At 55.6% G+C, this 25,917-nt stretch carries 9 protein-coding genes; 5 read left to right on the forward strand and 4 right to left on the reverse strand.

What is annotated here, in order from left to right; all coding sequences use genetic code 11:
- Positions 1 to 3: 3 nt before the first annotated feature.
- The 3 genes from RC85_RS09940 to RC85_RS09950 all read right to left on the reverse strand — a co-directional run bounded on the left by RC85_RS09940 (position 4) and on the right by RC85_RS09950 (position 20,310).
- A complete protein-coding gene (locus tag RC85_RS09940) occupies positions 4 to 17,694 on the reverse strand; it encodes a tandem-95 repeat protein (protein WP_068261920.1) in 17,691 nt (5,896 codons plus the stop codon).
- A gap of 570 nt (positions 17,695 to 18,264) precedes the next feature.
- Positions 18,265 to 19,278 carry a helix-turn-helix transcriptional regulator gene (locus RC85_RS09945; RefSeq protein ID WP_068261923.1) on the reverse strand — a complete coding sequence of 338 codons (1,014 nt, stop codon included), beginning with the start codon at positions 19,276 to 19,278 and terminating at the stop codon, positions 18,265 to 18,267.
- Between the two features lie 192 nt (positions 19,279 to 19,470).
- Entirely contained in the window at positions 19,471 to 20,310 is an 840-nt protein-coding gene (locus RC85_RS09950; protein WP_084422530.1) for an RDD family protein, read from the reverse strand.
- A gap of 307 nt (positions 20,311 to 20,617) precedes the next feature.
- Between RC85_RS09950 and RC85_RS09955 the strand changes: the two genes are divergently transcribed.
- Both RC85_RS09955 and RC85_RS09960 read left to right on the forward strand, forming a co-directional pair.
- Positions 20,618 to 21,361, forward strand: a complete 744-nt coding sequence (locus tag RC85_RS09955; protein WP_068261929.1) for a hypothetical protein — start codon at positions 20,618 to 20,620, stop codon at positions 21,359 to 21,361.
- 124 nt (positions 21,362 to 21,485) lie between these two features.
- Positions 21,486 to 21,935: a hypothetical protein gene (locus tag RC85_RS09960; protein ID WP_235033141.1), complete on the forward strand. Its 450-nt coding sequence runs from the start codon at positions 21,486 to 21,488 to the stop codon at positions 21,933 to 21,935.
- Between the two features lie 10 nt (positions 21,936 to 21,945).
- Here the strand turns inward: RC85_RS09960 and RC85_RS09965 are convergent, their stop codons facing one another.
- Positions 21,946 to 22,851, reverse strand: coding sequence for a GIY-YIG nuclease family protein (locus tag RC85_RS09965; RefSeq protein WP_068261930.1), 906 nt, complete (start codon positions 22,849 to 22,851; stop codon positions 21,946 to 21,948).
- Between the two features lie 70 nt (positions 22,852 to 22,921).
- Here RC85_RS09965 and RC85_RS09970 point away from each other — a divergent pair, with 70 nt between their 5' ends.
- From RC85_RS09970 to RC85_RS09980, 3 genes are all read left to right on the forward strand, one after another.
- Positions 22,922 to 23,947, forward strand: coding sequence for a D-2-hydroxyacid dehydrogenase (locus RC85_RS09970; RefSeq protein WP_068261933.1), 1,026 nt, complete (start codon positions 22,922 to 22,924; stop codon positions 23,945 to 23,947).
- Entirely contained in the window at positions 23,944 to 24,543 is a 600-nt protein-coding gene (locus RC85_RS28435) for a 4a-hydroxytetrahydrobiopterin dehydratase (protein WP_235033142.1), read from the forward strand. Before RC85_RS09970 ends, RC85_RS28435 begins: the two co-directional genes overlap by 4 nt.
- 165 nt (positions 24,544 to 24,708) lie before the next feature.
- The gene (locus RC85_RS09980; RefSeq protein WP_068261935.1) at positions 24,709 to 25,908 is read left to right on the forward strand and encodes a GIY-YIG nuclease family protein; all 1,200 of its coding nucleotides are present in this window, start codon (positions 24,709 to 24,711) and stop codon (positions 25,906 to 25,908) included.
- Positions 25,909 to 25,917: the final 9 nt, after the last annotated feature.

The following is a 25,917-nucleotide window of genomic DNA, read 5'->3' on the forward strand; positions in this document are numbered from 1 at the left end:
CTTCTAAATTTCGTCAAAGCCAATTTCGTCAAAAACTGACGCCAGAGCTTCGTCATGTTCGTCTGCTGAAACGGTCGGGCCTTCAGTGTTGCTCAACCAGTCGGTTGCCGAATCGTTACCGGTCGTGTCGATCGACATTCCCGACGCCAGCAACTTGTCGGTCGCTTGATCGGTGGTGATCGTCGATTCGGATTCCGATTGCACGCTTTCGACCAATTCTAGTTGCCGTGATGGCATCCCGGACGAATCTGGTGAAACAATCGACGAGGTGATTGCCGAGGACGCGATTGTTGTCGTTACCGATGTCGAAGCCGTGTCAGCGGGGGCAATGAATTCGGGCTCAAATTGGCTTGGAGCGTTATTGACCTCTCGCAGGTGATTGATCACCAACAAAGCATCAAAAGCCGAAATCTGTCCGTCGCCGTTGACGTCCAGGAAGTCTGGCGGAGCCGTCACGATGGTGCTAACCGGTACTGAACCTGTGCCACCGGTCGCGGACGAACGTCGTTGCAGGAAGTTCAGGACTCGCAGGGCATCCAGGGCCGAAATGTTTCCGTCGGCCGTGACGTCTTCGCGAAGCGAGGCAATCGGGTTTTGATAACGCGATTGATTTAGCGTGAAGGTCACCGTCGCGGTATTGCTGACGCGGCCAGTCGAATCGACGATTCGATAGGTCAAATCAGCTTGGTCACCGACTGATCCGCCGACTGGGCTTTGGTAAGTGAACGTGCCATCGGCATTCAATGCGATTCCCGCGGCGGCTGAACCGGCAACCGTTTCAAGCTGAATCGAAATTGCATCGCCATCCGGATCGACATCGTTTCGCAGTAACCCGCCCGCTGGACTGGCAAACGTCAACGACGAACCAATCGGCAAGAAGTATGCATCGTCGCCTGCGACCGGTGCATCGGGAACACTGGCGATATTCAAGCTGAACGAGTCCGTCGCTTGTGACAGGCCATCGCTAGCAGCAATTTCGATCAGGTCAACCGTGCCGGACTGGTTTGGTTTCAGTTCGATACGAAGCTGGTCACCGACAAAGGTGATGCTCTGGATCAACGGGTGATTGGCGATCTGTGCCGGTGTTGGATTGAACGTCGTTCCCAGACGCAGCACCGAATAGGTCAGTGGCGTGTTGTCGGGATCGTTGAAGATCGTTCGCAGATCAGCCGTAACGATTTGGTCTTCGACGCCGCTAAGCGGATCCAGCGTGTCGATTCGCGTCGGTGCGTCTTCGGTGTTTTGCACGTTAGCGGTGACCACGACAGTCGTCGAAGCGCCCTCGGGATCGGTTGCCGTGATCGTCAAGTTGGCGGTGCCGAATCCAAACGACGGATACTCGATTCGCAACAGGTTATTCGCGGTCGCCCCAAGCGAAACCGTGGCAACCGACGGGTTGTCGCTGATAACGGCGTAGGTCAACGGTGCGTTCTCGGGATCGCTAAACCAAGTGTTTAGGTCGAACGTTTCCGTGTTGGGAACCGTCTTGCTTTCCTCGCGTTGGAACATGTTGACCGGCAAAGGATTTTCAAGCGTCGAACCATTCTGTTTGGCTCCGTTGACACCTTCAAAGATCGGGTTGTTGTTGACGTTGGACAGGTTGATCGAAACGGTCGCGGTTCCGATTTCGCCATCGCTATCAGTAACGCTGTACTGGAACGTATCGATTCCGCTAAACAGCCCACGCGGTGTGTAGATCAACGTGTTGCCGTTGCCCAATCGGACGTTGCCGCCAGCGGTGGTTTGCATTGGGAATCCGCTGGTGACCAGACTGACCGTTTGGTTTTCGCCAGCCGGGCCGCCTGAGTCGTTGTTCAGAATGCCAAAGGGAGCCGTCGCACTTAGGATCGGAATCGTCAGCTCTTGGTCTTCTTGACCTTGGAAATTGTCGTCCCGAGCGATCGGTGCATCGTTGACAGCGGTGATGCTGATCTCGACAAAGCCTTGGTCGGCTGGGGAAGACGTTTCCGGCGTCGTGCCGTCGGTGGGAACATCGACGACTGAATAGTTGAACGTATCCGGAATCGCGCCGTCGTAATCTTGCGGTGGCGTGTACTGGATTTCAGTTCCGTCAGACGAAATGACCAGTGTGCCGCCCAGTTCGGACATGTTCATGCCGCGAACGCTGGAAACCGAATCAAAGATCAGGCCTTGTCCGAGTTCGTTCATCGGGCCAGCGACAAAGATCGGTCCGGCCGCGCTGTTTGCGGTGTTAAAGATCAATTCATCGGCGGTGAAGATCTGCACTGCATCTTCGGCGATGGTTCGATTGATGACTTGGTAACCCGATCCACGTTCTGGCATGTCGTTGATCGGATCGACCGTGATCGTGACCGTGATCGGACGCGGCGAATTGAGTTGACCGTCGGTGACGCCAGCCGTGAATTGGACCACGCCGTTGAATTCAGCCGCGGGGGTGAAGTCAAAGCTTCCGTCGGATGACAGATTCAATTCACCTGCCAACATTCCGCCGACGGTGAACAGTTCACGCGGCGTTCCGGGAACCGTCACGTCGTTTGGATTGATCGACACGGGGTCGCCGTTGGGGTCCACGATCCCGGACAACAAACCGCCCGGCGAAACGACCACCAATGCGGTGTCTTCGTTGGTGTTAAAGGTTTGGTTGGCTTGTGCATCGGAAACCGTTGGTGGTAATCCGTCGGTCAGTTGCAAAGCGTAGTCTTCGACTTCACCGCTAAGAGCCAAACCGGTCGGGCTAAGTCCACCGGTCGCGGACACTCGGAACCGAGCGTAGGTTTCTGTCGATGCGATCGGTGCCGTCGTCGTCGGTGGGACGATGATACAGAACGTTCGCGTTTCCGGCATGCCGGTGCCACCAAAGTTGTTATCGGTTTCACCGGTCAAACCGACGGGGCAAAGTTCGTCGCGACGTGCGGCAAACGGACTGCTTGGGTCCATCGGAATGATCTGTTCGCCTGGGTCGGTCCAATCACCATCGGCATTGAAATCGATCCACGCTTCCAAGACACCTGACCCGGTCACGGTGACTTCGATCGGAGTCGCAATTCCGGCATTGATGATGTTTCCATTGGTGCCAAGGAATTGAACACCGTCTTCATCGTCGCCACTGATCGTGACCGAGGTGGACGTTGTCGTCACGCTGGCGGGGTTCAGCGGACTGATTGCAATCGCGTCACGAATCGCTTCGGCAATCGATGCCGCGGATGACGGGTTCGTCGGGCTGATCGCGAAGTTGTCTTCGTCGAATCGTCCGTTGGTGTCGAATTCAAGTGTCGCCTGAGCAACGCCCGTGTCGATCACAATCGTGTCACCGTCACGCGTCAGCGGGGCAACCGTGCCGGTGTTGATGTTGACCGTTGCAACTCCGCCAACATTGCTGATCGTAAACAGGGTTCCTGTTTCGCTGATCACCAACGTCGCATCGTCACCATCGGCTGCTGCGGTTGGAATGCCGTCCAGGTTGGTGTCAACGGTGGTTCCGAGTGTCAAACCGCCGCCGACGATGTGTCTTGCACCGTCGAATTCCAAGCTGGTTGGGTAGCGACCGGCGACACCTGCAACGGGATCAGGTGCGTCGCCGTAATCCAGGCCGATCGTTGGCAACAGGTACGTGAACTGAGTCGTGTCGTCGTTGCGATTGGGTTCCAGCGGGTTGCCTGACAGATCGCTGATTGCGGGCAAGGCGAAATTGCTGATGCCTTCGCCAAAGGAAACTGCACCGGAAACAAACAGCGTGTTACCGCCGCGGTCTTCGGCGACCAAAGTGGTCAGCGCAGGTTGTCCAGGTTGGTTGATCGAGTTGATCGCATTGATCAGGGCTCGTTTGACTTCCGTTGATCCAAAGCTAGGCAGGATTCGCACTGGCGTTGCACCACCGGGGACACCAAAGCGGCTAAGCGTCGGTGCGGCGGAGACGTCAACGATCGTTCCAGGAACGTCATTCAATTCGACGATGCCGTCATCCGTCGCGACTGGATCCAACAACAAACCGTTCTTGTTGTTATCGATCGCGGCTGCCAAGGCTTGCGCAATGTCTTGTGCAGTGCTGGCGGCCGTGAATGCGACGCGAACGTTGCCCGGCATGACACCATTGCCGCCAACCGCGGCTTCGAATTCGTAATTGACGGTGATGTCGGCTTGGGTGATCGTCAGCACTTCGCCATCGGCGACTGTGCCACGACGAACGCTCGATCCCAACAAACCAGGGACGGGAACTCCGTCGATCGTACGACCAGCCGTGTTGACTCGGCCATCTTCGATTCGTCCAAAGGAAACGATTCCGGGACCGCCCTGTTCGGTGTCGACGCCGGCCGCGTTCGCATTGACGGACGCGATGATCGCGTCACGAATGACTTCGGCGGAATCAAAGGACGTGTAGTCAATGAAGTTGGCATCGGGCAGATTCGGCAGAGCGGTTCCGCCTTCGATGCGGAATTCAAAGAACTGTTCGACGCCCTGGTTATCGATCACTGAAAAGACTGCGCCGGGAATGATCACTCGGCCGCCATCGGCTGGCACGGAAAGCAACAACGGGCCAAAGACTTCGATCCCGGTACGCCCCGCAACCGATGGTTCGCCGGTCACTGCAAGCGATGGGCCGCTGGCGTTGATTTCCAGACCTTCCAAGCCGCCGATCGACAATTGTCCGCCGGGCACTTGTTGAATGTCATTGGTGTTCAAGCCCGCGATCGCTGGCAAAGCATCGATCGCGTTGTTGATCGCAAGATTGATTTCGTCGGCGGTCATCGAACGCGTGAACGCCACGGGAGCGTTGTTGTCGATGGTCGCATCGATAACGCCATCGTTGTCTAGTTCCAGCGTAAAGACGGTTTCGCCATCGACACTGTCCGAAGGCGTGATCGTGATCGTTTCCCCATCGACTGGCGTGCGGCTGAGACCGACGACCGTCAACTGGCTGTCCGATGCATCAACGGTTCCGCCGGCGGGCAGATTCAAATACAGGATGTCAGCTTCGATGCCTGCGACAGCCGAACCGAGCATCAGTGGCGAATCGTTGATGGCTTCACGCATCGCAGTCGCGATTTCGGTGCTGGTGATCAGCCCGGCGATGTTGATGGGCAGATTGTTTGCCGCGGCAACATTGCCGTCGGTGGTGAATTCAAACCCTTGAGTAATCTGTCCGTCGCTGATGATGATTTGATCGCCATCGGCAATGTTCGCGATCGAAGGAACCTGGACGGCCAGTGTTCGTGCGGGTTGGTCCAACGCACTGCCGGAGGTCACCGCCGTCGCACCGCGATCCGCACCAATGATGACTTCTGTTCCGATCACACGTGCATCGACGTCCAACGTCGCAGCATCGACTTGTCGCTGAATCGCAGCGAAAATTTCGGCTGCGATGCGGCCCAGATAGGCACTTAAATCCGAAACGCCCGCGGGGACTGCTTCCAACGGAACCGGAACGGTACCGGGCAATGTCAACGCATCGTTGTTGAATTCAAAGGTGACAGGCGGGTTAACGCCATCATCAATTTGGAACGTATCGCCGTCCAGCAATCCGCCTGCACCGGCACCCACCGCGGGGACTTGCAACGTGATCGGTTGAGGAGCGAACAGCGAGTATCCGGTCTCGAATTCAAAAACCAATTCACCGCCGCGTGAATCGACGATTGACAATTGGTCGCCATCATTCAAATCAGCGGCCGAAGGAACCACGACGACGCTGCGATCTTGGTTGTTCAGCAATGCTCGGTATGACCGATCGCTACGCCAAATTCCGGCCAGCGGCGTCAGCGTGATCACGTTCTGATTCGGGTCATAACCAAAGCTGTAATCGACGCCTTCGGTTAGCAGTTGATCATTTTCAAACAGCGTCACGTTGGCACCGCTGCTGCGAAGTCCATCGATGACCGAAACAACGACCGTGTTGTCATCGATCCCTTGGCCGTTAAACGGATCCGACGCGTCGCCAGTGTCACGTAATTGGATTCGGAATTCGTCGTAGATGCCTTCGGGCAATTGAATGACGCTGACGAATGGATCCGTTTCGCCGGTCACCGATTCGTTATCGGCTGGGTTCAACGCCAGCGCGACCGGGCCAACAAAGTCGGCGCGTTCGGTGGACCCACGATCCTTGAAGATCTGGCTGCCCAATCCCGGTGGTGGGGCGACGTTTGGATCGTCGGCGCGAAGGACGCCGTTGATGTCACGGTTAGGTGCCAGCACGTTGCTCATCGACAAACCGACCGATTGCAGCACGTCGGTCAAACGGTCGCGTTGAGTGACCGCGTTGACGCTGCTGTCGATGATCGTCGTATCGAAGGTGGGAACGAAATCTCCACCAGCGGCGTTGACGAACAGGGGATCCTCGTTGCCCAATGTGACGTTGAAATCGTCATTGGTCGCATTGATGTTGCTGGGGCCGTCGATGATTCCAATGTTCCCGTTGCCGGAAAACGGTTGGGTCATGTTGGTGCGGAAGACGTTGTTGTCCGGCTCGATATGTTGGAACGTGTTCGCCGTTGCAATCGCGATCGCTGGCTTGGGATGAATGTCCGCAGGACCAGGGAAGAAGCCACCGAACTTGGTCTCTTCCAGCACGATGCCTTGATGCAGGTTCGATAGGACATTGTTCAATGCCGTACCGCTGCTGCCACCGGTAAACAGGATTCCGGTTTCTGGAATCAGTTGATCGATGTTGTTTCCGGCGACAGGATCCAATCGCAAACCGGCCGCTGCGGCTTCGGGGCTGATCGTAATTTCGGCTGCATTTTCAACGTAGACATACAGTTCCGTTGTTCCGTCACCAAGCGACGATGTTCCAGCGAGCCCGACTGAGAAGACCGGCATCCCGGAGCTGCGGTTGTATCCAAAGCCCGTGAAGTCAGAAAAGTTTGCCGTGCCAGCGCTGTCGTTGCCGTCTGAAACTCGGCCAAAGAATGGATTGAACAATTCAAGACCAGGTCCATTGCCATCAGGACCGCCCAATCCAAGTGCGGTCACCGGACCGATCGGGCCAGAGAGTCCGTCGGGACCGTTGCCAAACGTGTGGTTAGGCAACGGAGGGTTTGTCGTATTAGGGTTGGTAACGAATGGCGCACCACTGATCGCGTTGGCAATCGCAGCAATCGTTTCAGGAACGAAGTAGGTGTTTGGGTTCTGGGTAGGGATGGGAATGTTGATGTCGCCATTGCCTAACCGTTGACCGCCCACGGGACCAGAAAACGTAAACGTTTGTTGGTTGGACGGTGTATCGGCGTTGGATAGATCGGCAATTTGAGTGATCGTGAACGATGTCCCGATCAGATCCGACCCGCGACTGCCCTGGTTGTTTCCGGTGCGATTGTTGTTGAGATCATCGATTGACAACACGAACGTTCGCGGTGCGTAAACTTCCAAACCAACCGTGTAATCAAACGCACTGGCGTCCGCTAAGGCACCGCGGCCAGAAATCGAATTTGGATCGTAGGCCGCGTTGACGGCTGACGAAACGCCGACGTAGTAAGTTCCCGGAATCGTAGCGGTGAAATCGATAAACGGGTCAACCGTCGATGCGTCCGCACCATCGTCATCGGAATCCGCGATGCCGAGATCAAATTGGGCTCGAGCGACCGTGAATTCGTTGATCGCTACTTCAACACCATTGGAATTGAACACTCGTAGCGTCGTATCAACACCTGCTGGCAACGCACCATCGGCGACCAAAGTGTCGATGTCGGCGATCAAACGATCACCCGATCCCAATTCGACTTGGAACAGATCGACATCGCCGGGGCCAGCGATCGTTCCGGTATCGACGTAAGGTCCGGTGTGAGCACTGCCGGCCCTGGTGTTGACCGCTTGGCTGATCAGATCGTTCAGCGTGTCATCAGCGGCTTCGACGAACGTTGATTCGGTACCGTCGTTTCCGTAAATCGTGTTGTTGACGATTCGAGACACTGGTTGCGGCGCGTCAAACACAGCGGCCAGACCAGTCAAGTCGAACGGACCGAAATCGCGTGCTCGGACGTCTTGGAAATCAGTGTCATACTGGATGTTGGTCGCACCTTCGAGGTAAACAGCAGCGTTACCATTTTGAGGGGTTTCGAAGATGGTTCCAGCGTTTGGATCTGCCACTTGTAACGACGTGCCCAGCGTCGCTTCGATCAACGGAACAATCCCGTTGGTGACTAAAATGCTGCCTTGGATCGACGAGATAATCGCCGCCATGACTTCGTATCGCGAATCAGCCGGACCAACACCGCTGGAACGACGGTAATGAATTGGAACGTGACCATCGGCAACCCCGTCACCGTCAACAGTTCCACTGCCCAGAGGTGCTGCATCGCCATTGATGTCGTCAAACTCGAACACCACCCGGACGCCGTTGGCGTCAATCGTCATCGCCAAACCGTCAACGATCAAATCGCCAAACAAGTTGGAAATGTCCACGTCCTCAAACGCGAACTCACTGGAATCGATCACATAGGGACGAATGTCGCCTTCGACTTTTACGCCCGCATAACCCGCTTGATCAATCGTGTTGTTGCGAACAACGATCCCGGGGGCTTCGCCGCCGATGACGGAATTGTTAAGCGTCGGCAGGTTGCGAACTGCACCTGGGTTGGTTGTGCCAACCGGCGAACGGCTAACCGAGAAATTGAACGGGTCTTCTGGATCGACACCGCGGTCGCTCGTTTCGCTCCAGATGCCGATTCCCCGGACGTCGCTGATGCGATTGTTTTCGACAATCACCATGCTTTGCGAACGAGTGACATTGGAATCACCGGTGCCGCTGGTGAAGACGACGGGCAGTTTAAAATCGTCATTGGCGTTAAGCGGCGTTCCCGATTCGGGCAGGTCATTGGGGCTGTTTAAGACGTTGAAGTCGCCAACGATCGTTCCCGAAATCGCGACTTGATTGTCGCCGAAACCGCCGGTCGCTGAACCGGTCGAATCCGATGCGGATACTTCGATGATCGATCGGACGACTGGCAAATTGATCGCGTCGCGAATCGCGTCGGCAATTTGCGATTGCGTGCTGGCTTCGTTGACGTCCGGAGTTGCCGGATCATCGATTTGGTAAGGAATTCGGATGCTTCCCGCGGTCGCGGCTGGCGAACCAATTAGGTCGAATTCAAATCGGACGCTGCGGACGCCATCGCTAAGCACAAACGAATCACCGTCGCTGAGTTGATCAGCGTGAGGCGCGATGATCGATGCGGAACCTTCGATCTGGCGATCGTTGGTGTCGAACGACTGAGTCAATACAAAGGTGTCGGTTCCAAACAATGGATCGACAACGGAACTTCCATAAGCCGTCGATGGTCGGACTTCCAATTGGTATTCACCGGCCAGGAAACCTGCGTTGGCACCGCTGACCGTCGTCACGCCAGGAGCCGAGTTGGTGATCAATTCACCGCGTTCAGCAAACCCGACCACCAAGTCGTCCAGGTACAGACCTTCCGGACCGATGTCCGCTGAATCAGTGGTGTAAACAAACTCGATTGACAGGTTGTCCATGCCCGCGAACTGTTCCAGCGAGATAATCCCCTGACGCCAAACGTTGTCACCGGTTGCCGATGGGATTAGCTGGAAATCAAACGGGCTGATCGCGGTCACGATGTCCGCACCATCGATTGGATCGATCGGGTCCAGACCGTCCACGTCGGGTTCACCGACGACCTGGCGCACTTGGATCGTGACATCGTCGCCGGCGGCGCGGTTGAAGAAGTAGTTGAAGTAGAAACGTGGTTGGTCGCCGGCGCTGTAGCCGCTGAGGTCAAAGTTGCGGCTGGCCAGCGTTCCCGAATCAACGCTGCGATCGAATCGATAGGATTGGTTGCCAATGTCGCCCGAATCACTTGGGTGATTTTGGACTGACACATTCAGTTCATAGCTCCCGGATGCTGGACGCTCTGCTTCGGCAAGCGTGAACGAACCGGTCACCGGATCATAGGTGGTTCCTTCGGGCGAAACGGCGACAAAGTAAACACCGGTTGCCAGCGTGGTTTCGATGTACGGGTCGTTGGTAAACGGTGTTGATGTCGATGGATCGAAGAACGATGTTCGGTTTCGGGCGCTACCCAATGCACCGTCGGTCGCCAGGCTGGTGGTGTTGAATCCAGCGATGTTGCCGGTTGCGTCAAGCAAATGCAATTGCAGGTCAACACTGTTGGGATCGTCCGTCGCTTCGATGCCTTCGGGAGTTCCCTCGGGCAATTCACCGCCGTTTAGCGAAGATGGATTGAAACCATTATCAACATCCAAAATAACTTGTGATCCGTCGGCGAAGACTTCAAAGCGATAGATATCGACGACTTCGTTGGCCGTGGTTCCGAACACCTTGGTATGCGGAATGATGTTTGACGTGTTGGCCGCTGCATCACCGACGTTGGGATCGCTGGACAAACTGAACGTTGGATCGCCAGCGGTCAGATCTTGGAAGTTCAAGATCGTGTCACCGATAATGTTCTGTTCAAATTGGATGCTGGGCTGGGAATCAGCAAAGGTTCGCGAGCGATTGAACGTGCTGGTGATCTGGTGGCCAACATCCAATGCACGATCGGTCGTGATCGTCCAACCTGGATTTAGTTCGGCGGGATCAGTAAAGCTTGGTTGGATCGGGTCCACCGCGGTGCTGCCACCGTTGGTTTCAACGTGGTCGTCAAAAATCCGCACCAGTGATTCGATCGGTTCGCGGCGAACGGTGGGTGAATTCAGGGCATCAGGAACCGCACCATCGGCGACAACGCCGACGTAGTAGGTGCCGCGAGTCAACGAGACTGGGCCGATCAACGGATCCCCGGTCGAGATCGATCCGCGAGTCAGAATGTCAAGCGAATCGGTTGAGATCGTGCTGGCTTGATCGTCCAACACGTTGCTGGATTCACCAAAGAATACGAGCTGTGGCGTTTGGTCGCCGAATTCGCCGTCGGCGTCATAAAAGACGACCAGCGATGTGTTGGGGCGACTGAAACCGTCGGCGTAATCGATATCGAAAACCGTCGGCGTTTGCAGATCTTGGATGCCTTGCAGGTTGTCTTCTGGCCCGCCAAGAACGTCGATTTGGTAGAAGTCGATGTCAAAGAAATTGGACAATTCCCCACCCACGCTAAACGTCTTGTTTTTGCTGTGCAGCAAATCGCCGATGTACTGGGCACGTTGTCCCGGAACCAACGGATTCGATGTAATCGAGTTGTTGCTGGAAATGAACGAGGGGGTGCCACCTTCCGCGTTGCTAAATACGACGCTTTCGTTTTCCTGTGCGTCACCAAGCAATGGCGAATCGGCCATCAAGCCACGAACGTGGATTCCGTGGTTGGCGTAACGAATGTCAGCGTGACGGACGATGCTGCCGGGGAATTCCTGGGCTTCGCGCAGTCGCAATTGGAAACGGTATCCACCGTTGGTGATGCCGCCGGACGCGTCATTTGGATTTTGTGAAGCACTGCGAATGCGGAAAAAGAAAACGCTTCGTGTGCCGCGGTTGCCGGGCAACGAAAGTGAGATTCCAGCGTCACGCGGATTGGTTGATGCGTAATCTTCGTACAATCCGCCCGCACCAAATCGGCTGTCGCCGGGCGTGCCGCCTTCGAGTGAGCTTGCGGTGCCGCCCAAGATCGGCTGAACCGCTTGCAATGGCGTTCCCGCGATTTCGTCAAAGCTGTTGTCGCTGCGAGCGATCACGTTGCCGTCGGCGTCCAGAATTTCAATGACCGAATCCAGCGTGAAGCTGGTCTTATCGACATCGACCCAGATCCGTGTGCCGGCTTCGGCAGTGAAACTGTAGGTATCGACGTCGTCATCGGACGACAAGAAACCTTCGACCTCGAACCCAAGTCGATGTTGGTCATCGCCGTAGTTGACGTTGGGTGCCAGGTCGCCAAGCACCTGTGAATTGGCAGCCAATCCGTTCAGGCCTGGCGCGACGCTGGACGTGATGTTGCGTTCCAGAATGTAATCAAAGTTGCGATCGTTGCTGTATTCGTCCAGCAAGATGCTGCGCCAATCATTTCCTTCGGGACGCGAATTGAAACTGTCGCCGTTGGTGTCCGTAAAGGCTTGACCATCGGGCGTTAACCCAGCACCGGCGGTGTCGTCGGCAAAGCTGGTCAGGATCACCGGAGCACCTGGCAAACCGACAATCTGAACCGAACCACCGATGCGATCTTCGATGCTGGATCTGGTTCCGCTGGCACTGATGCCGGTTCCCGATCGGGCGCTAAACGGTGAACCTTCGCCATCAAGTTTGACGACCAAGCTTTCGTCATCGCGGCTGATCAATCGCAGACCGCCAACCGAATGCAAGTTGCCTACATCGACCGTGTCGAACAGCAAGTGAACGATGTCGGTATCGTCCCAAACGCTGGCCGTGGTCAATTGCCCGCCGCGAATTTCCAACCCAGAAATCTGGCGTTCGTTAACGTTCAGTGCCGGAACATTTTCGTAACGATTCAATCGAATCAGTGGCCCGTAGTTGTCATCAAGCGATGCGAATCGGTCGCTGTCGCCGGTTTGTCGGCCCAGGTCCACAATCCGCTCGTCCGTCATCGAGTCCACATCGATATCGATGATGCTGCCGCGGTTATCGACAAACTCATTGCCAACAATCGTCGGCTGTGATCCTTGAACAAAAATTGTCGATGGTGCAACACCCAAGCGACCGAATCGGCCAACCGGGCCGGAACCGTCTTGTCCGTCTTCGTTGAATTGGAATTGGCTGTTGGTCACCCGTGCATCGGCTTGATGCAGTTCTAGTGCCGCGAAACCACGGCTCTGTCCGCCGGTAATCAAACTGACGCCGCCGCCGTAGGCAATCGTTGCATTGTCCAGCGACACAAACGCATTGGGGCTGGCGTAAATGCCCGACCAATCGCCACGATCTGGGGCGGTGGAACCGGACGGTGAATTGGCGTCGTTGGTGGTGTCGAACGTCCCGCCCGCACCAAAACGATCGTCGGCCCAACTGGTAAAAATCACCGGACGACTTTGCGTTCCTTCGGCGATCAACTGAGTGCCCTGGCCCAATTCAATCCGCGTTCCACGGAACTTCAACACCGCACCTGGATCGATCACCAGCGAAGCGTCCAAACGACCGCGAATGCCGGTTCGCGTTAGATCCAAAACGCCAGTCGATGTCGTGCCGTTGTCCAGGAAGTCAACATCGGTCGCGTCCAAGTCGGCAATGAAGAAGTATTGGTTGGTCGCAGGATCCAAACGATACAAACGTCGCGAAACGTAGTCCGAATTCGCGGCGATCGGCTGCAGGTTCGCTACTCGGATCGACGAATCGGCACCGACGACAACGTTGGACGATGGCTCGCTTGCCAATGATTCAAAACCACCTGCATCGACGAACGTTAGGCGATAGTTATAGGTGCCAGCGTCCAGCGTTCCGCCGCTGATCGGTTGGAACGAAGCCGAAACCAAATCAGGCTGGATGCCGTCTTGGATCGAACCGCCCGGTGTGCCGGTGATGAAGATGTTTTCAGCGACGTAGTGAACGACGCTGACGTCATCAAACCGAGCCGACAACGACAATTGTTGTGGCGGCAATTCGGGTGACGTTTCGATGCGAATGAACAGCCCATTGACGCTGTTATTGGTGATCACATTGTTGTGAAAATCAGGTCCAATCCGTGCGTAATCAGGGTTGAACGATCCCGCTTGTTGGAAACGTGGCGACAGATAACTAGTTTCCTCGAAACTGTTGGGCGATGCACTGATCGCTGAATCGGCGCTAAAACTGATTTCGCTAAAGCTAACCGTTGGCCGTGTGTCAAAAATCTGAATCGGGTTGACCAATTGCTGAACGCTGTCGATCAACAGATCGCTGGTTCCGCCGTAGCGGATTTGGGCATGGTTGACGTGACGCAGGAAGATGCCTTCGTCTTCCAGATCAAAGCGTCCTTCGCTGATGTCCAAGTCGCGTCGGAAAACCAGACCGCCCCAATCACCAGGCTCCGGTGCAAGCAGTGGACTCTGCACGGTCGCCGCATCCGCATTGGGATCTTGGATGCTGGTAAAGATGACACTGCCGTCGTTAAAATCGGGATGGCGGGCGTTGTCTTGACCCAGCAAGGTGGTCGTGATCGGCGAACCTTCGGGTGAAAGCTGGACCAATCGAGGTGTACCGAAAACCTGGATCACGCTCTGGCTGCGGTCTTCCAAAAGTGTGCTACTGCCTGCCGCGATTCGGGCACTGCGCAGTTTGACAATCGCACCAGCGTCAAAGATTGCGGTGACGCCTTGTGGGACTTCCAGGTTGCGTCCGTCTTCCAATTCAAAGCCGCCAAAGTTGGACACGCCGACTTGGTAGCTGAAATTGTCTTCTTCGGTCGTGATGTCGCCGTCCAAACCGCCGTTACCGACGATTCGCACGATGTCACCGGAGATTGCTGATCCGAACGCGTTGGCGGTGGTGATTCCGGCGATGTTGTTGAACGGATTATCGAGGCTGCCATCGGCGTTGGGGCCAGCGGTCTTGTCCACGAAGATGTTGCGTCCGAACGCTTCGCCGCCTTGGAAATCGCCGGACAACGCGATCGTTTGTTCTCCGGTGAATTCAAGTGTTTGACCGGAAACCAAAACGCGAACGCCGGTTTCGGAGATCGGTCGGCTGTTGATTGCCGTGCGAAGTTCTTCCACCAAACCGTCTGCGGGCGTGGCGACAGCGCCGACGGATCCATCGTCAAAGATGACGGGAATGTTGCCGGGCGTCAGCATGGACACAGACGTAACGAACTGGAATGTTTGCGTGACGCCGTTTGCACCGGTTACCGCCAACGTTTGACCGTTGGTGATTGCGGTTCCGTCACCGGTGATGGAAAGCAATCGATTTTCGGGACGCGTTTGGAACCAAAAATTGTGAACTCCACCGGCTAGTCCATCACCGTCGCCATCGATCGGAGTGCCCGGCACACCGGTGCGTGGATCGTCGGTGTCACGGATCACGTTGACTTCATCAACTTGCGGCTCGAAACGCAAACTGAGGTCGTATCGACCTTGAGTCAGTCCGCCAAAACCGCTCTCTGGAATCGTTGGGTCGTAGGTGTCATTGCCGCTGGCGGCGACGCCAATGTAGTAGGTGCCTTCGCCAAGCGACGCGATGATGCGTGAATCTTCGCTGAAGTAATCATCGTTGCGGCGCAGTTGTTCAACATCACCACCGGTCAATTGGACTGGTTGCAAGTTCAGGTCCGCCGTGCCGACGATTTCTCCGCCGCCTCGGACCACGGTGCCGGTCAACAGGCCGGCGGACAGTGGGCTATTGTTGATTGCCGCGACAACTGCATCAGCACTCACGCCGCTGCGTGGAATGTTGACGATCAAACCGTTGCTGATCGCGTTTCCTTGTGCATCGATTTTCTGGGTGACCGAAACAGCGCCACCATCGTTGCTGACAAATTCAATCGTCGTGTTGTTGCCAAGCTTGCCGTTGCGAAGCGATTCAAATTCAACCGATAAAGCAACTCCGACACCGAAGCTGGTGACGGCGGTTGCTTTGGTTTCTTGGAACAGTGTTAATGTTGAATCGAGCGAGCTTGAATCGGGCAGACGTTCGGCGAACGTTTCGGCGGTCAGCGTGCCCAATCGATCGGCGTCATCCAAGTCGACCACAAATCGAAACAGGTCGATATCGTTGCTGTCGGGACGGTGAATGAATTGACCGTGCAGCGTGTCATAGTTGCCTGGGAACGTTGGTTCCAAGAATTGCAGTTCTTGCTGTTCCGACGGAATTTCAAACGGGTTCGGGAAACCAAAATCGGGGTAGAACGGATCAAAGGCGTTGATGTCTTCCGGTGTCGCGCGGCTTTGGACCGAGTTGATCGATGCGTTCAGGAACTGGGGCGACAGAGTCATCAACGTTTGCAGCGGCAAACCAGGGGCCTGTTCCAATCCCAACAGGAATCCGATTCCGGCCGCGGTCTTACGCGAGAAGTCTTCGCCAAACGCGGTGCCAAAGTTTGCTTGATTACTGAACACAATCGCCGGTTCAGCAAAGGTCGGATCGATACGCAGTGACGCGTTCAAAACGGGGTAGGATTGCAGCCGAGTGTCGGGCAATGCTGGCAGTACCGATGGGTCACCGACGGCAAACGTGATTCCTGAATCAACGGTTTCGCGGAACTGAACACCGACGCTGCGCGACCACAAATCCAAGGCTTCGCGAACTCGAGTTCGTTGCCGCTGGGTAATCTGGTTCAGGAACGAATTGCCGCCATTGGAAGCAAAGATTCCTTGGAAATTGTAAGCGATTTCGGTGATGCCATCGGTCACGTCGGCAGCCGATTCGGAATTAGGATCGCCGAAGGCTGCGTTGACGAATTGAACCAATCCACCGCCAGCCAATTCAGGAATCTCGCGGCGACCGGGATCGTCATTGCCACCGGGAAGTTCAATGTCGAAAGGTTGCGGCGAAATCGATTCGCTAAGCACCAAGCTGGTGATTCCGTTGGAATTGTCCAACACGCCAACGTCAAAAGCCGTCGTCAAAGTCTCGCCTGCATCAATGCCAGTCAGATCGGTCGTTGTTGGTGGCAAGATCAAGTCGATTCGATCGTCAACCGCGGTGCCGATTCGCAGACGGAATGTTCCGCCGCCGATGCCAACGCCTGCATTGCCGTCGGCATCGGGCCCCAGGTTGTTGATGTCGTCGGCGAAGATCAATCGCGCGGTATGCGTGGCTTCGTCGTAGACCACGGTTTCGGGGAAGTACAACGCGTCGTCGGTCGTGCGAACAGTGTCTTGCGTTAACAGCAGTTGGTAAAAGCGAGGGTTTTCAGCGGAGCGTGCGGTGGGACTGCCGCTGACTTTGGCACCGCCCGCGGGTGCAACAAACGGCACATTGGGATTGCCCGCAACGACGCTGGCACTAAAATCGGCCAACGTATCAATCGCGACCGCGATCGCTGAAACAGTGGTAATGCCGGTGGGGTACGAAACCGTGATCGTGCGAGTTGCCGGGTCCAGCGTCGCGGCGACTCGGGTTGCGGTGGTGCTGGGGGCAAAGTTGATTTGCGTATCGTCGAAACTGCCATCGACCAGGTTGCCGGTCACGGCGATCTGCTGAGCACCGACGGTGATGGTGCCGGTGGCCGATGAGTCTTCGACAAACAACGGATCTTCGTTGAAGTAAACAACGATCTCGTTGCGGTTTTGCACCAGCGATCCGTCTTCGGTTCGCACGACCGGTTGTGGAACGACGGCTTCGATCAACGCACCAAGTCGAAGTTCAAAATTAACCGATTGGGCACCCTGGCCCGCGATGGAGGGCTGGAATGATTCGCCGTCGACGTTGCGAATCGCTTCGATGCCTTGGCTGGGGCTATCCACGCCAAAAACGGTGGCGCGATACAGATCATCAGGCAGCGAATCGGCGAAGCGAACCACGACTTCGTTTTGTGCGTTGTCACCCAGCGTCACCAAGCCGGGTTGAATCGTCACATCATCGGCGGTCCCGAACAGGCCGTCACCGCCCGCTCGTTGCAACTGGATGCCGCTTAGGTTTGCGTCGTCGATTTGTTGGACTTCGTCGAACCGGAACGTCAACGCACGCGGTGCCTCATTCCGCACGCTGCCTTCGACAATCAGGTCGCCTTCGTTGGGTTGGATGCCAACCAATTGGGGCCCTGCCAATAATTGGCGTGGTTCCAAGGTTTCCAGCAGGTTGCGGCGTCGCTTTTGATGACTCGGCTTGTTGGATCGAGTCGTCTTGGCGGAGCGTTTGTCAGCTTTTTGCTTGCTGGAAGGACGCGGGCGAGAGGTCATAGACCAAACCTTTGAAATGCTAAACGGGCAACTTGCCCAAGCGGTTAATGATTAATAATGGGCTTCAAGACGAAGGGTGACGGTTCGCTTGAAGGGGTTCTGAGACTGTCTTGGCTTCGAGTTCAAATCGGGTCTTTGCTGCGTCAGCCGTCGTGGTGGGCGCGCAGCCCGCCCCAAAGACAGTCGAGGCACGAGTATAGTTGGGGCGAAAATACCCGCAAACAATTGGCACTTTGCTTCCTTTTCTCTGTTCTTATTGGACCGTTTCAGTGTCAATGTTGACGAACAAGCCGGTCGTAACATCGGCCTGATCTCCGTTTCCATCGCCATCTCCACCTCTGTCCCCATCGCCCCGATTGCGGAATTCCACAGAGGGGGTTTCTGATTCGGAGCGTATTCCTACGTGGACTTTTGACGGTTGAAGGGGATAAAAGTTCCTTACATAGGGCAAAATGCAAGCAAACGTAGGCCGGAACAAGCTCTGCGCAGTTCCGGCAATGGCATGACCGACGCATCGGATTGCCGGAACTTCGCTGCGCTTGTTCCGGCCTACGTAAATCTGGTCCAACGTCATGATTGCTGGTATTTCGCCGCCATTTTGGCCACCGCCTCGCTGACCGCGTCGCGGAACGACGCCGGTTCGATAACCTCGGCGTCGCTGCCCAGGGACAGGACTTTCGGCAGGACTTCGCGGGGATGGGACACGGGAACCGTCAGGATCGACCCGCCATCGTCGGTCGGATCGAGTTTTTGTTCGGGGTGCCAGGGGTCTTCGCGGACATACGCAGCCGCTCGTCCGCCCAGGCGAATTTTGACCATCGTCGCCTCGTCACCGCTGAAAATCCCGATACTGCGGCCCAGATGTTTGGACAGGTCCAATTCATCGGCCTTGAAGTATTCGTCCAGCGCCGTCGCCTTGCGGAAACGATCCAATTTCCAATTCCGCAGCCGTTCCTTGGGGTCTTCGATTTCGTGCGCGGCCGCGACCACATAAATGCTGCTCTGGTAAACCGCCAAACCGTACGGTTCGATCAGCCGCTTGGTCATCGGCTTGCCGACCGACTCGTACTGAATTTCAACGACGCGATGTTCGACGATCGCTCGGTTGATCGTCTTCAACATGCCTTCGTGTTCGGCGTACGACTTACTGGGCGTCCCAAACACGTGCAACGTTTTGCGATAGCGGGCGTAGTGATCGAACACTCCATCGGGAACCGTTTCCTGGACCTTGTTCCAGAACGACTCGATGCCTCGCCAATACTGTGTCCCGACCAGCGGGTACAGCAATTCGCGACCGATCGACAACGCGATCATTTCGGACGCCGAAATCCCGACCTCGTGAACGCCGGTCGTCGCTTGGCCCAGCTTCAACACTTTGCCGCGTTCGACGGTGTCGGTTTGAATGTCAAAACCAGCCGCTTGCAACGCTTCGACATCCCGGCGAACCGTACGTTCATGCAGCGCCGTCAATCCAAGATCGGCGATCAGGTCCAACCGCAATTCTTCCAGCGTCCGTCCAAACCGCGAAAATTCCAGCAGTTGCAGCAACTTGTGCTGGCGAATCAATTGTTCGTTACGAGCCATCGTGTGACGTCTTCCATCCGTGTGAAGTGGTTGCTGTTTTAGCAATTGTCCCGAAACAATTCTACGTTTTCCAAACCCGAACGCGTAAGCGAGGGATCTTGCTTGCCCCGTAAATCCCTCGCTAACGCGTTCGGGTTGGGATTTTGGGAAATCCAATCTCGTGAAGTTTTTTCAGGACAATTCCTTAGAGTGTTAGTTTTGTACGACCATCGTTTTCGCCAATTTGTCGTGCAGCGTTTCGTGCCCGTCCATGAATAGGTAAACGAGGTCAACGATCGCGATGATGAAGCCAATCACCGGTATCCCGGTTAGGAAACCAAAAACGACGTTGCGAGTAAACCAGCCATCCGCGAACGACGCTGTGACGCCCGTTTGACTGTTGACCATTCGGATTCCCATCGCTTTTTTCCCGACCGACATTCCTGATTTTGAAATCAAGACAATGTTGATCAGGTAAGCGATCGCGATCGACGCCCAGGTCACAATGTTGAAAGCCAAAAAGACGCCTGCCGAGGGCTCGCCGTTTGGACCAGCACCAAAGATCGCAAGAATCGCGATCCCGATTCCGAATCCTGCGCCGATGATGACCGCGTACATCAAACCATCCAGCAACGTTGCAAGAATTCGACTTCCGGGCGTCGCCAAGGTCATGTCGGCCACGCGTTGCCCGCCGGCCGCGGCTGCACCGCCCGAACCGGGCGAGTACTGGTTCAGTAATTTCGCGCCAGCCGAATGGTCACGCACTTCGGCGCGGCCAGGCTTGTTGACGGCTTTGACCGGCTGAAGATCCGATTCGGTTAGCTCATCGAAAAACCCATCGCCATCGAAATTGGATGGGGCCGCGGCGGGACGTCGTGCTGGTGAGGGTGGTCTGGTGGCGGGTGGTCTGGTCGCGGAAGGTGTTGCCGCAGCGGGCGGGCCGGCGGCCGCAGGAGCCCTCAATTGTTTGCCGCACGGGCATTTTACCACTTTGCCCGCAGCCGCATCAGGAATACTGAGCACGTTCGAGCAGGCGGGACACTTAATTTTCATCAGTCGAAAACGATTCCAAGGAAGATGCGAGCCCGTAACAAGACAAATCAAATTTTTCAGATGTGGCGATATTCTTGTGAGCCGCTGGCCGTGAGGCCTCGGGCAACCAGAGCTCTCGGGCAACCACGCTGGCCCGGCCGCTTACGCGTCACGGCTCACAAAAGGATCACTTCAAAACTTGAAAAACAATTTGCTCCAGTGCCACTAAATCCTAATCAATTGGCGTGGACCTGTCGCCGAGCCTTCTTTGCACCTAAAATCATGGCGAGAGAACTTTCTGCGAATCCGGTGGACCCTGGGACAAACGATGAGTGAATACGGTGCATTCAGCGACGATTATTACTTGAATATGAATCTGTCGACCGAAATGGACCTGCCGACCGGCCGCGAATCGGTGCTGCATTATTTTGAGCAGATGCGTCGCCGGTTCCCAAAAATGGTCAATTTTTACTCGCGGGACAAAGGCGAATATGTCCTGGAGGAAGAAAAGGAGGCCGGTTCCTACCGTTGGACCTCGCTGGAACCCCGCCGAGTCAACAGCGGCGTCATCAACCCCGAAAGCTACGACGCCGCCGTCGATCTGCACGCTGAAGTCCTGGAACGAGTGCCCTACGATCTGTCGATCACGCCGCTGGATTGCGAATCGCTTAGCGTGATGTTGGGATTCGACTTCGCCTATTCCGGCAACCACAACGAAATCATCGCCGAAGTCGTTGGCGTGCCGACCGGATTTCAAGCCTTTGCCGACGTCCCCGAAGCCAAACTGTTGTCCCACGAACCCGCGATCCAATTTTCGCTCGACGAAGATTGCAAGACTCAATGCCGAGTCAGTTTGGAATCTCGCACCAACGCTTTCCAAGTTCGCACCGGCGAGTTTGGCGAGGAACAAATCAGCGTCTATCTAATGGTCCGTCGCTACGACAGCATGGGACCGAACGAAGACTACGCAAAAGAATTCCGCCGCCTAGCAAGTTTATGCCGCGACTTGGCCGACGAGCATCTGGTGTCCGCGGTCCTGCGCCCATTGCAAGAAGCCATTTCGATGCGGTAGTTGGAAGGTGGGCGGTCGATTGGCTGCGAGCCGCTAGGTCGTGAAGCCTCAGCGGGCAATGCCCTGAGCACTTTGTAGACAGAGCACTTTGTAGCGGAAGTCGCCAAGACTTTCGGTGATGCCAATGGAGGCCGAAACTCTTGGCGAGTTCCGCTACGTCAAACCGCCCACAACGCCGGAAAAAACACTTCACAGCGTTGCACCGCTCCGCGCCTTACTCAATCAAGTTACTTCGCCAACCCGTTTTCACATGATCGCACGCGACCGCGCACTCGCCTTGTTAACCCAGTGCACCGGCGAAACGATTTGGCCGATCGACCTATGCATCGACAAGTCCATCCCGAAGCCGTGGATCGACGAACTCAGCGACGCGTTCGAATCGAGCTTTGATCACGACCGCGACACGATCTACTTCAACGAACAAAAAACCAACCAGTTCCATGGCATTCGCGACGTTGACTTGGCCGCCAAGCTAGGCGAATCGTTAGGCATCGACGTGGGAAGGCTGCAACAACAATCACTCGGCCGCGCCGCCCTGGTCGCCGCGATCAAAGAAGCCGTCATGGAAGGATGACGTCGTCGCCCTACGGTCTCACATTCAGCTTCGGATGGCGACTTCGAATCAACTCGCTTTCGTAAGCTCGCCGCATTCCGACCTTCGCCGCGGGACTGTTTTTCGGAAAGACATGCAGTTCGACGGAAACCTCGCCCGCGGCCGCCTTCGACAAATGATCTGCAAGTGCAATGCGGTCGCTATCGGCGGTGTGCTGTGCCAACCGGTCCGACAGATCCACCGCTTCGCCGATGTACAGATAGCCTTCGTCGGTTCGGAACAGATAAATGCCCGGTTGATGTGGCACTTCATCAGCAGCGACCTTGGCACGCAATTCCGCCAACGACCATGTCATCACTTCGCGATCCCAATCGGCGACCTGCAAAACCAGTTCAGGTTTCAACGAACGCTTCTTCCTTAGACCCAAAATCGACTTGCGAACCGCATAAGCATCCACACCAGGCGAAATCAATTCCGCTTCTTGTTGCAGTTCAGCACGCAGCGTTGGATTCACCAACATCGTGTCAACAGTCACCCGATGCCGATCCGAAACGACTCGAGCGGCAATTTCGGCCACCGCTGAACAGTCGTCTTTGATCCGCCGACTACGGCGAACTGATCGGTAGGTCAGCTTTCCGGCTTTGCGTGCCTTCAACAGATCCAACAACACCCCCGCCTGATCATCAAGCGAGATTTCAGTCGCCGTCTGCTCGGCGATCGAATCAAAAAACGCCGAACGCAAGTCGTCTCTCAGGATCACCTCATCCGTGCTGTAACCGTCCGCCGATTCGCCGAGCGCCCGATCCAAAACCGCGGGCGAAATACTGGCGGCGATCTTCTCGACCGCAAATGCGTTGGTGATTGTCGCAGCGCAGGAAAAAGCAACACCGAACGAAAAAACAGCGTACGAACTAACAGCGAAGCGGTTGCATGGCATAGAAACGGGACGACTTCGCGACTAGGAAACAGAACGTTACACTTTGCAGCTTAACTGTTTTCAACTCCGAATGACACATAAACTGGATAGCAATCAAGTGCGTATCGTTCTCTGTTATCCCGTCTTGCCTCATCACACTGAGCAGATCCAAGCCGCGGCTTCAGACGCCGGAGTCGTTGACGCCGAAATCATCGATGCCGGTCAAGAACGGATTGACGAACTGTTGCCCAGTGCCGATGTGTTTATCGGCCACGCAAAAGTCCCCGTCGATTGGGACCGAGTGTTGGCCGCCGGCAAATTGAAATGGATCCAATCGTCCGCCGCTGGCTTGGACCATTGCTTGGTGCCGGGCGTGATCGATTCGGACATCATCGTCAGCAGTGCATCGGGCTTGTTTGCTCCACAAGTCGCCGAACAGACCTTTGCGTTGCTGTTCGGATTGCTGCGTCGGTTGCCTTTGTTCTTCCGAGCCGAAGCGAAACGGGAATTCATTCGTTTGCCCACCGACGATCTGCGAGGCAAGACGGTTGGGATCGTTGGCATGGGTGGCAACGGCCGCGCGATTGCGGACATGTTGTCGCCTTGGGACGTTCGCATCATCGCCACCGATTACTTCCCCGTTGAAAAACCTGATTCGGTGGACGAATTGTGGCCTGCCGATCGGTTGCAACGCTTGTTGGCCGACAGCGACATTGTGATTTTGACTTTGCCGCTCAACTCGCAAACGCTTGGCTTGTTTGATGACGAAGTGTTTCGCCAAATGAAATGCGGCAGCTACCTGGTCAATGTGGCTCGCGGATCGGTGGTGGTCGAATCGGCCCTGGTGGAAGCACTGGATGCCGGGCAAATTGCCGGATGCGGATTGGACGTGACCGAAGTCGAACCGCTTTCCGAATCGAGCAAACTTTGGGACGACGATCGAGTGATCATTACGCCGCATGTCGGCGCACAATCGTATCGCAGAGTCGATGATTCCACCGACTTGGCATGCATCAATTTGAAACGTTTCTTTGCGGGCAAGTCGCCCTACAATTTGGTTGACAAACAACTCGGGTTTCCGCATCCGTCCAAGGCGTATCGAGGACAAAGCGAATGATTTCCTCCAGCAGCAGCAACCGAACGCCGGGACAATGCGACGCCGTGTTGAGTGTCGGTGCGGCTGATCCAACATCTTCGGCGACCACTCGCTCTGCTGTCGGACCGCTGCGGTTGCCGCTAAAAAATCCCGAGTCCTTTGTTGCCCGATTCAATCGCATCTACGCGTCGATTGGTTTGAGTCTGCAGGTCGCCGAGAATTCTGGTTCATTGGTTTCAAATCTCAATCTCCAAAAGACCGCGATGGACACTGACATAACACCTGAATCGTTGCGAGAAAAAAAGTGCGTGCCATGCGAAGGCGGAGTGCCGTTGATCAGTGCCGAATCGGCGCAACAGTACTTGAATTCGCTGACGGGCTGGACGCTCGACGACGAAGGAAAAACGATTTCACGCAAAGTCAACGCAGGCAACTTTGTAAAGGCGATGGCAATCATGCAGCAAATCGCCGACTTGGCTGAATCAGAACAGCATCATCCAGACCTGCATTTGACCGGCTACCGAACCCTAACCATCGAGATGACCACCCACGCGATCGGCGGTTTGAGTGAAAACGATTTTGTCGTTGCAGCAAAAATTGATACACTGCTGGCGTAGCGGTTCTTGTTAAAGCCAACATTCCAGCAAAATGTAGCCGAGTTTGTCCCAAACTCGTCGGTGCTTCGAGGTTGGGACAACCTCGGCTACTATCAAAAGCAAAGACAAAGATCTGTCACACTTAGGGTCTTTCACAGGATCGACAATCTCATTCGACGGTTTTGCATGGACGCAATCTTCAACACAGATCCTCAACTCGGTTTCGGCACCGATCCGCTGTACCCGTATTCGCTGCGGCCGATCGATGTCATTGGTGGGAAATGCAAACGGCAACTTCGCGACCAGTTGACTCAGTCCTGCCCGCGCGTTCCAGGCGTCTACGGGATGCTGAACCCCAAGGGCGAATTGATCTACGTCGGCAAGAGTAAATCGCTGCGGTCGCGTTTGCTAAGTTACTTTGCGGATTCAAACGCTCGCGAAAAAGGCGGTCGGATCATTGAAGGGACGCGTGCGATCCAATGGGAAACTCAACCGAGTGAATTTGCGTCGCTGGTCCGCGAACAGCAATTGATCCGCCGTTTTTCGCCTCGTTGGAACGTCAAAGAAGTTCCCAAGCGGCAGCGAGCGGTCTATTTGTGTTTAGGACGAAGTCCGGCGACGTTTTTCATATCAGCCGTTCCTCCGCAGGATTGCCAAGCGATCGAAGGACCGTTCTTTGGTGCGAATCGGATGAACGCGGCGGTCGATGCGCTGAACAAAGTGTTCAAGCTGCGTGATTGCGGTCAGAAACAGGTTTTCCAGTTCTCTGAACAGATGCAATTGTTTGATCTTGAACTACGACCAGGTTGCCTGCGATTAGAAGTCGGCACCTGCCTTGGTCCTTGCGCGGCCGCATGCAGCCAAGACGAGTATGCGATGGCGACATCGGCGGCCGAGAGTTTTCTGGACGGGTTCAACCACGAACCGCTGGTCAAACTTCGCCGGCAATTCGATTCAGCCATGCAGAACCGCCAATACGAACTGGCTCAGCGGCATCATGCAGCGATCAAGTCATTGGAATACGTGGATCGCAAATTGGCGATGTTAAATCGGGCCCGACGAAGATACACGTTTGTGTACAACGTCGCCGGATACGACGGATGCGGAATCTGGTACCTGATCCACAGCGGCGAAATTGCAGAAGCCGTCGCAGCACCACGCAATGCACCGGAGCGTCGTGCGTTGATGCCAACACTGAAACGATGGCAGAAGACAACCGCCGACCATCTTCACCGCGGACACGGAACTTATCCGTACACGTTGTCTTTGGTCGCGTCGTGGTTTCGCAAGAATCGCGAAGAGCTAGCCGAGTCAACTTTTGTGCCCGGCGATGTTGTGAAAAGTAGGCCGAATGGAGCCAAAGCGACATCCGGCATTACGGCCTGAATCGCCGCC

The organism is Rubripirellula obstinata, from assembly GCF_001642955.1.
Taxonomy (GTDB): domain Bacteria; phylum Planctomycetota; class Planctomycetia; order Pirellulales; family Pirellulaceae; genus Rubripirellula; species Rubripirellula obstinata.

Bases quoted from the DNA above. Each gene is read 5' to 3' on its own strand.
- RC85_RS09970 (WP_068261933.1), top strand. From the start codon at position 22,922: ATGACACATAAACTGGATAGCAATCAAGTGCGTATCGTTCTCTGTTAT.
- RC85_RS09940 (WP_068261920.1), bottom strand. From the start codon at position 17,694: ATGACCTCTCGCCCGCGTCCTTCCAGCAAGCAAAAAGCTGACAAACGC.
- RC85_RS09945 (WP_068261923.1), bottom strand. From the start codon at position 19,278: ATGGCTCGTAACGAACAATTGATTCGCCAGCACAAGTTGCTGCAACTG.
- RC85_RS09965 (WP_068261930.1), bottom strand. From the start codon at position 22,851: ATGCCATGCAACCGCTTCGCTGTTAGTTCGTACGCTGTTTTTTCGTTC.
- RC85_RS09960 (WP_235033141.1), top strand. From the start codon at position 21,486: ATGGAGGCCGAAACTCTTGGCGAGTTCCGCTACGTCAAACCGCCCACA.
- RC85_RS28435 (WP_235033142.1), top strand. From the start codon at position 23,944: ATGATTTCCTCCAGCAGCAGCAACCGAACGCCGGGACAATGCGACGCC.
- RC85_RS09980 (WP_068261935.1), top strand. From the start codon at position 24,709: ATGGACGCAATCTTCAACACAGATCCTCAACTCGGTTTCGGCACCGAT.
- RC85_RS09955 (WP_068261929.1), top strand. From the start codon at position 20,618: ATGAGTGAATACGGTGCATTCAGCGACGATTATTACTTGAATATGAAT.
- RC85_RS09950 (WP_084422530.1), bottom strand. From the start codon at position 20,310: ATGAAAATTAAGTGTCCCGCCTGCTCGAACGTGCTCAGTATTCCTGAT.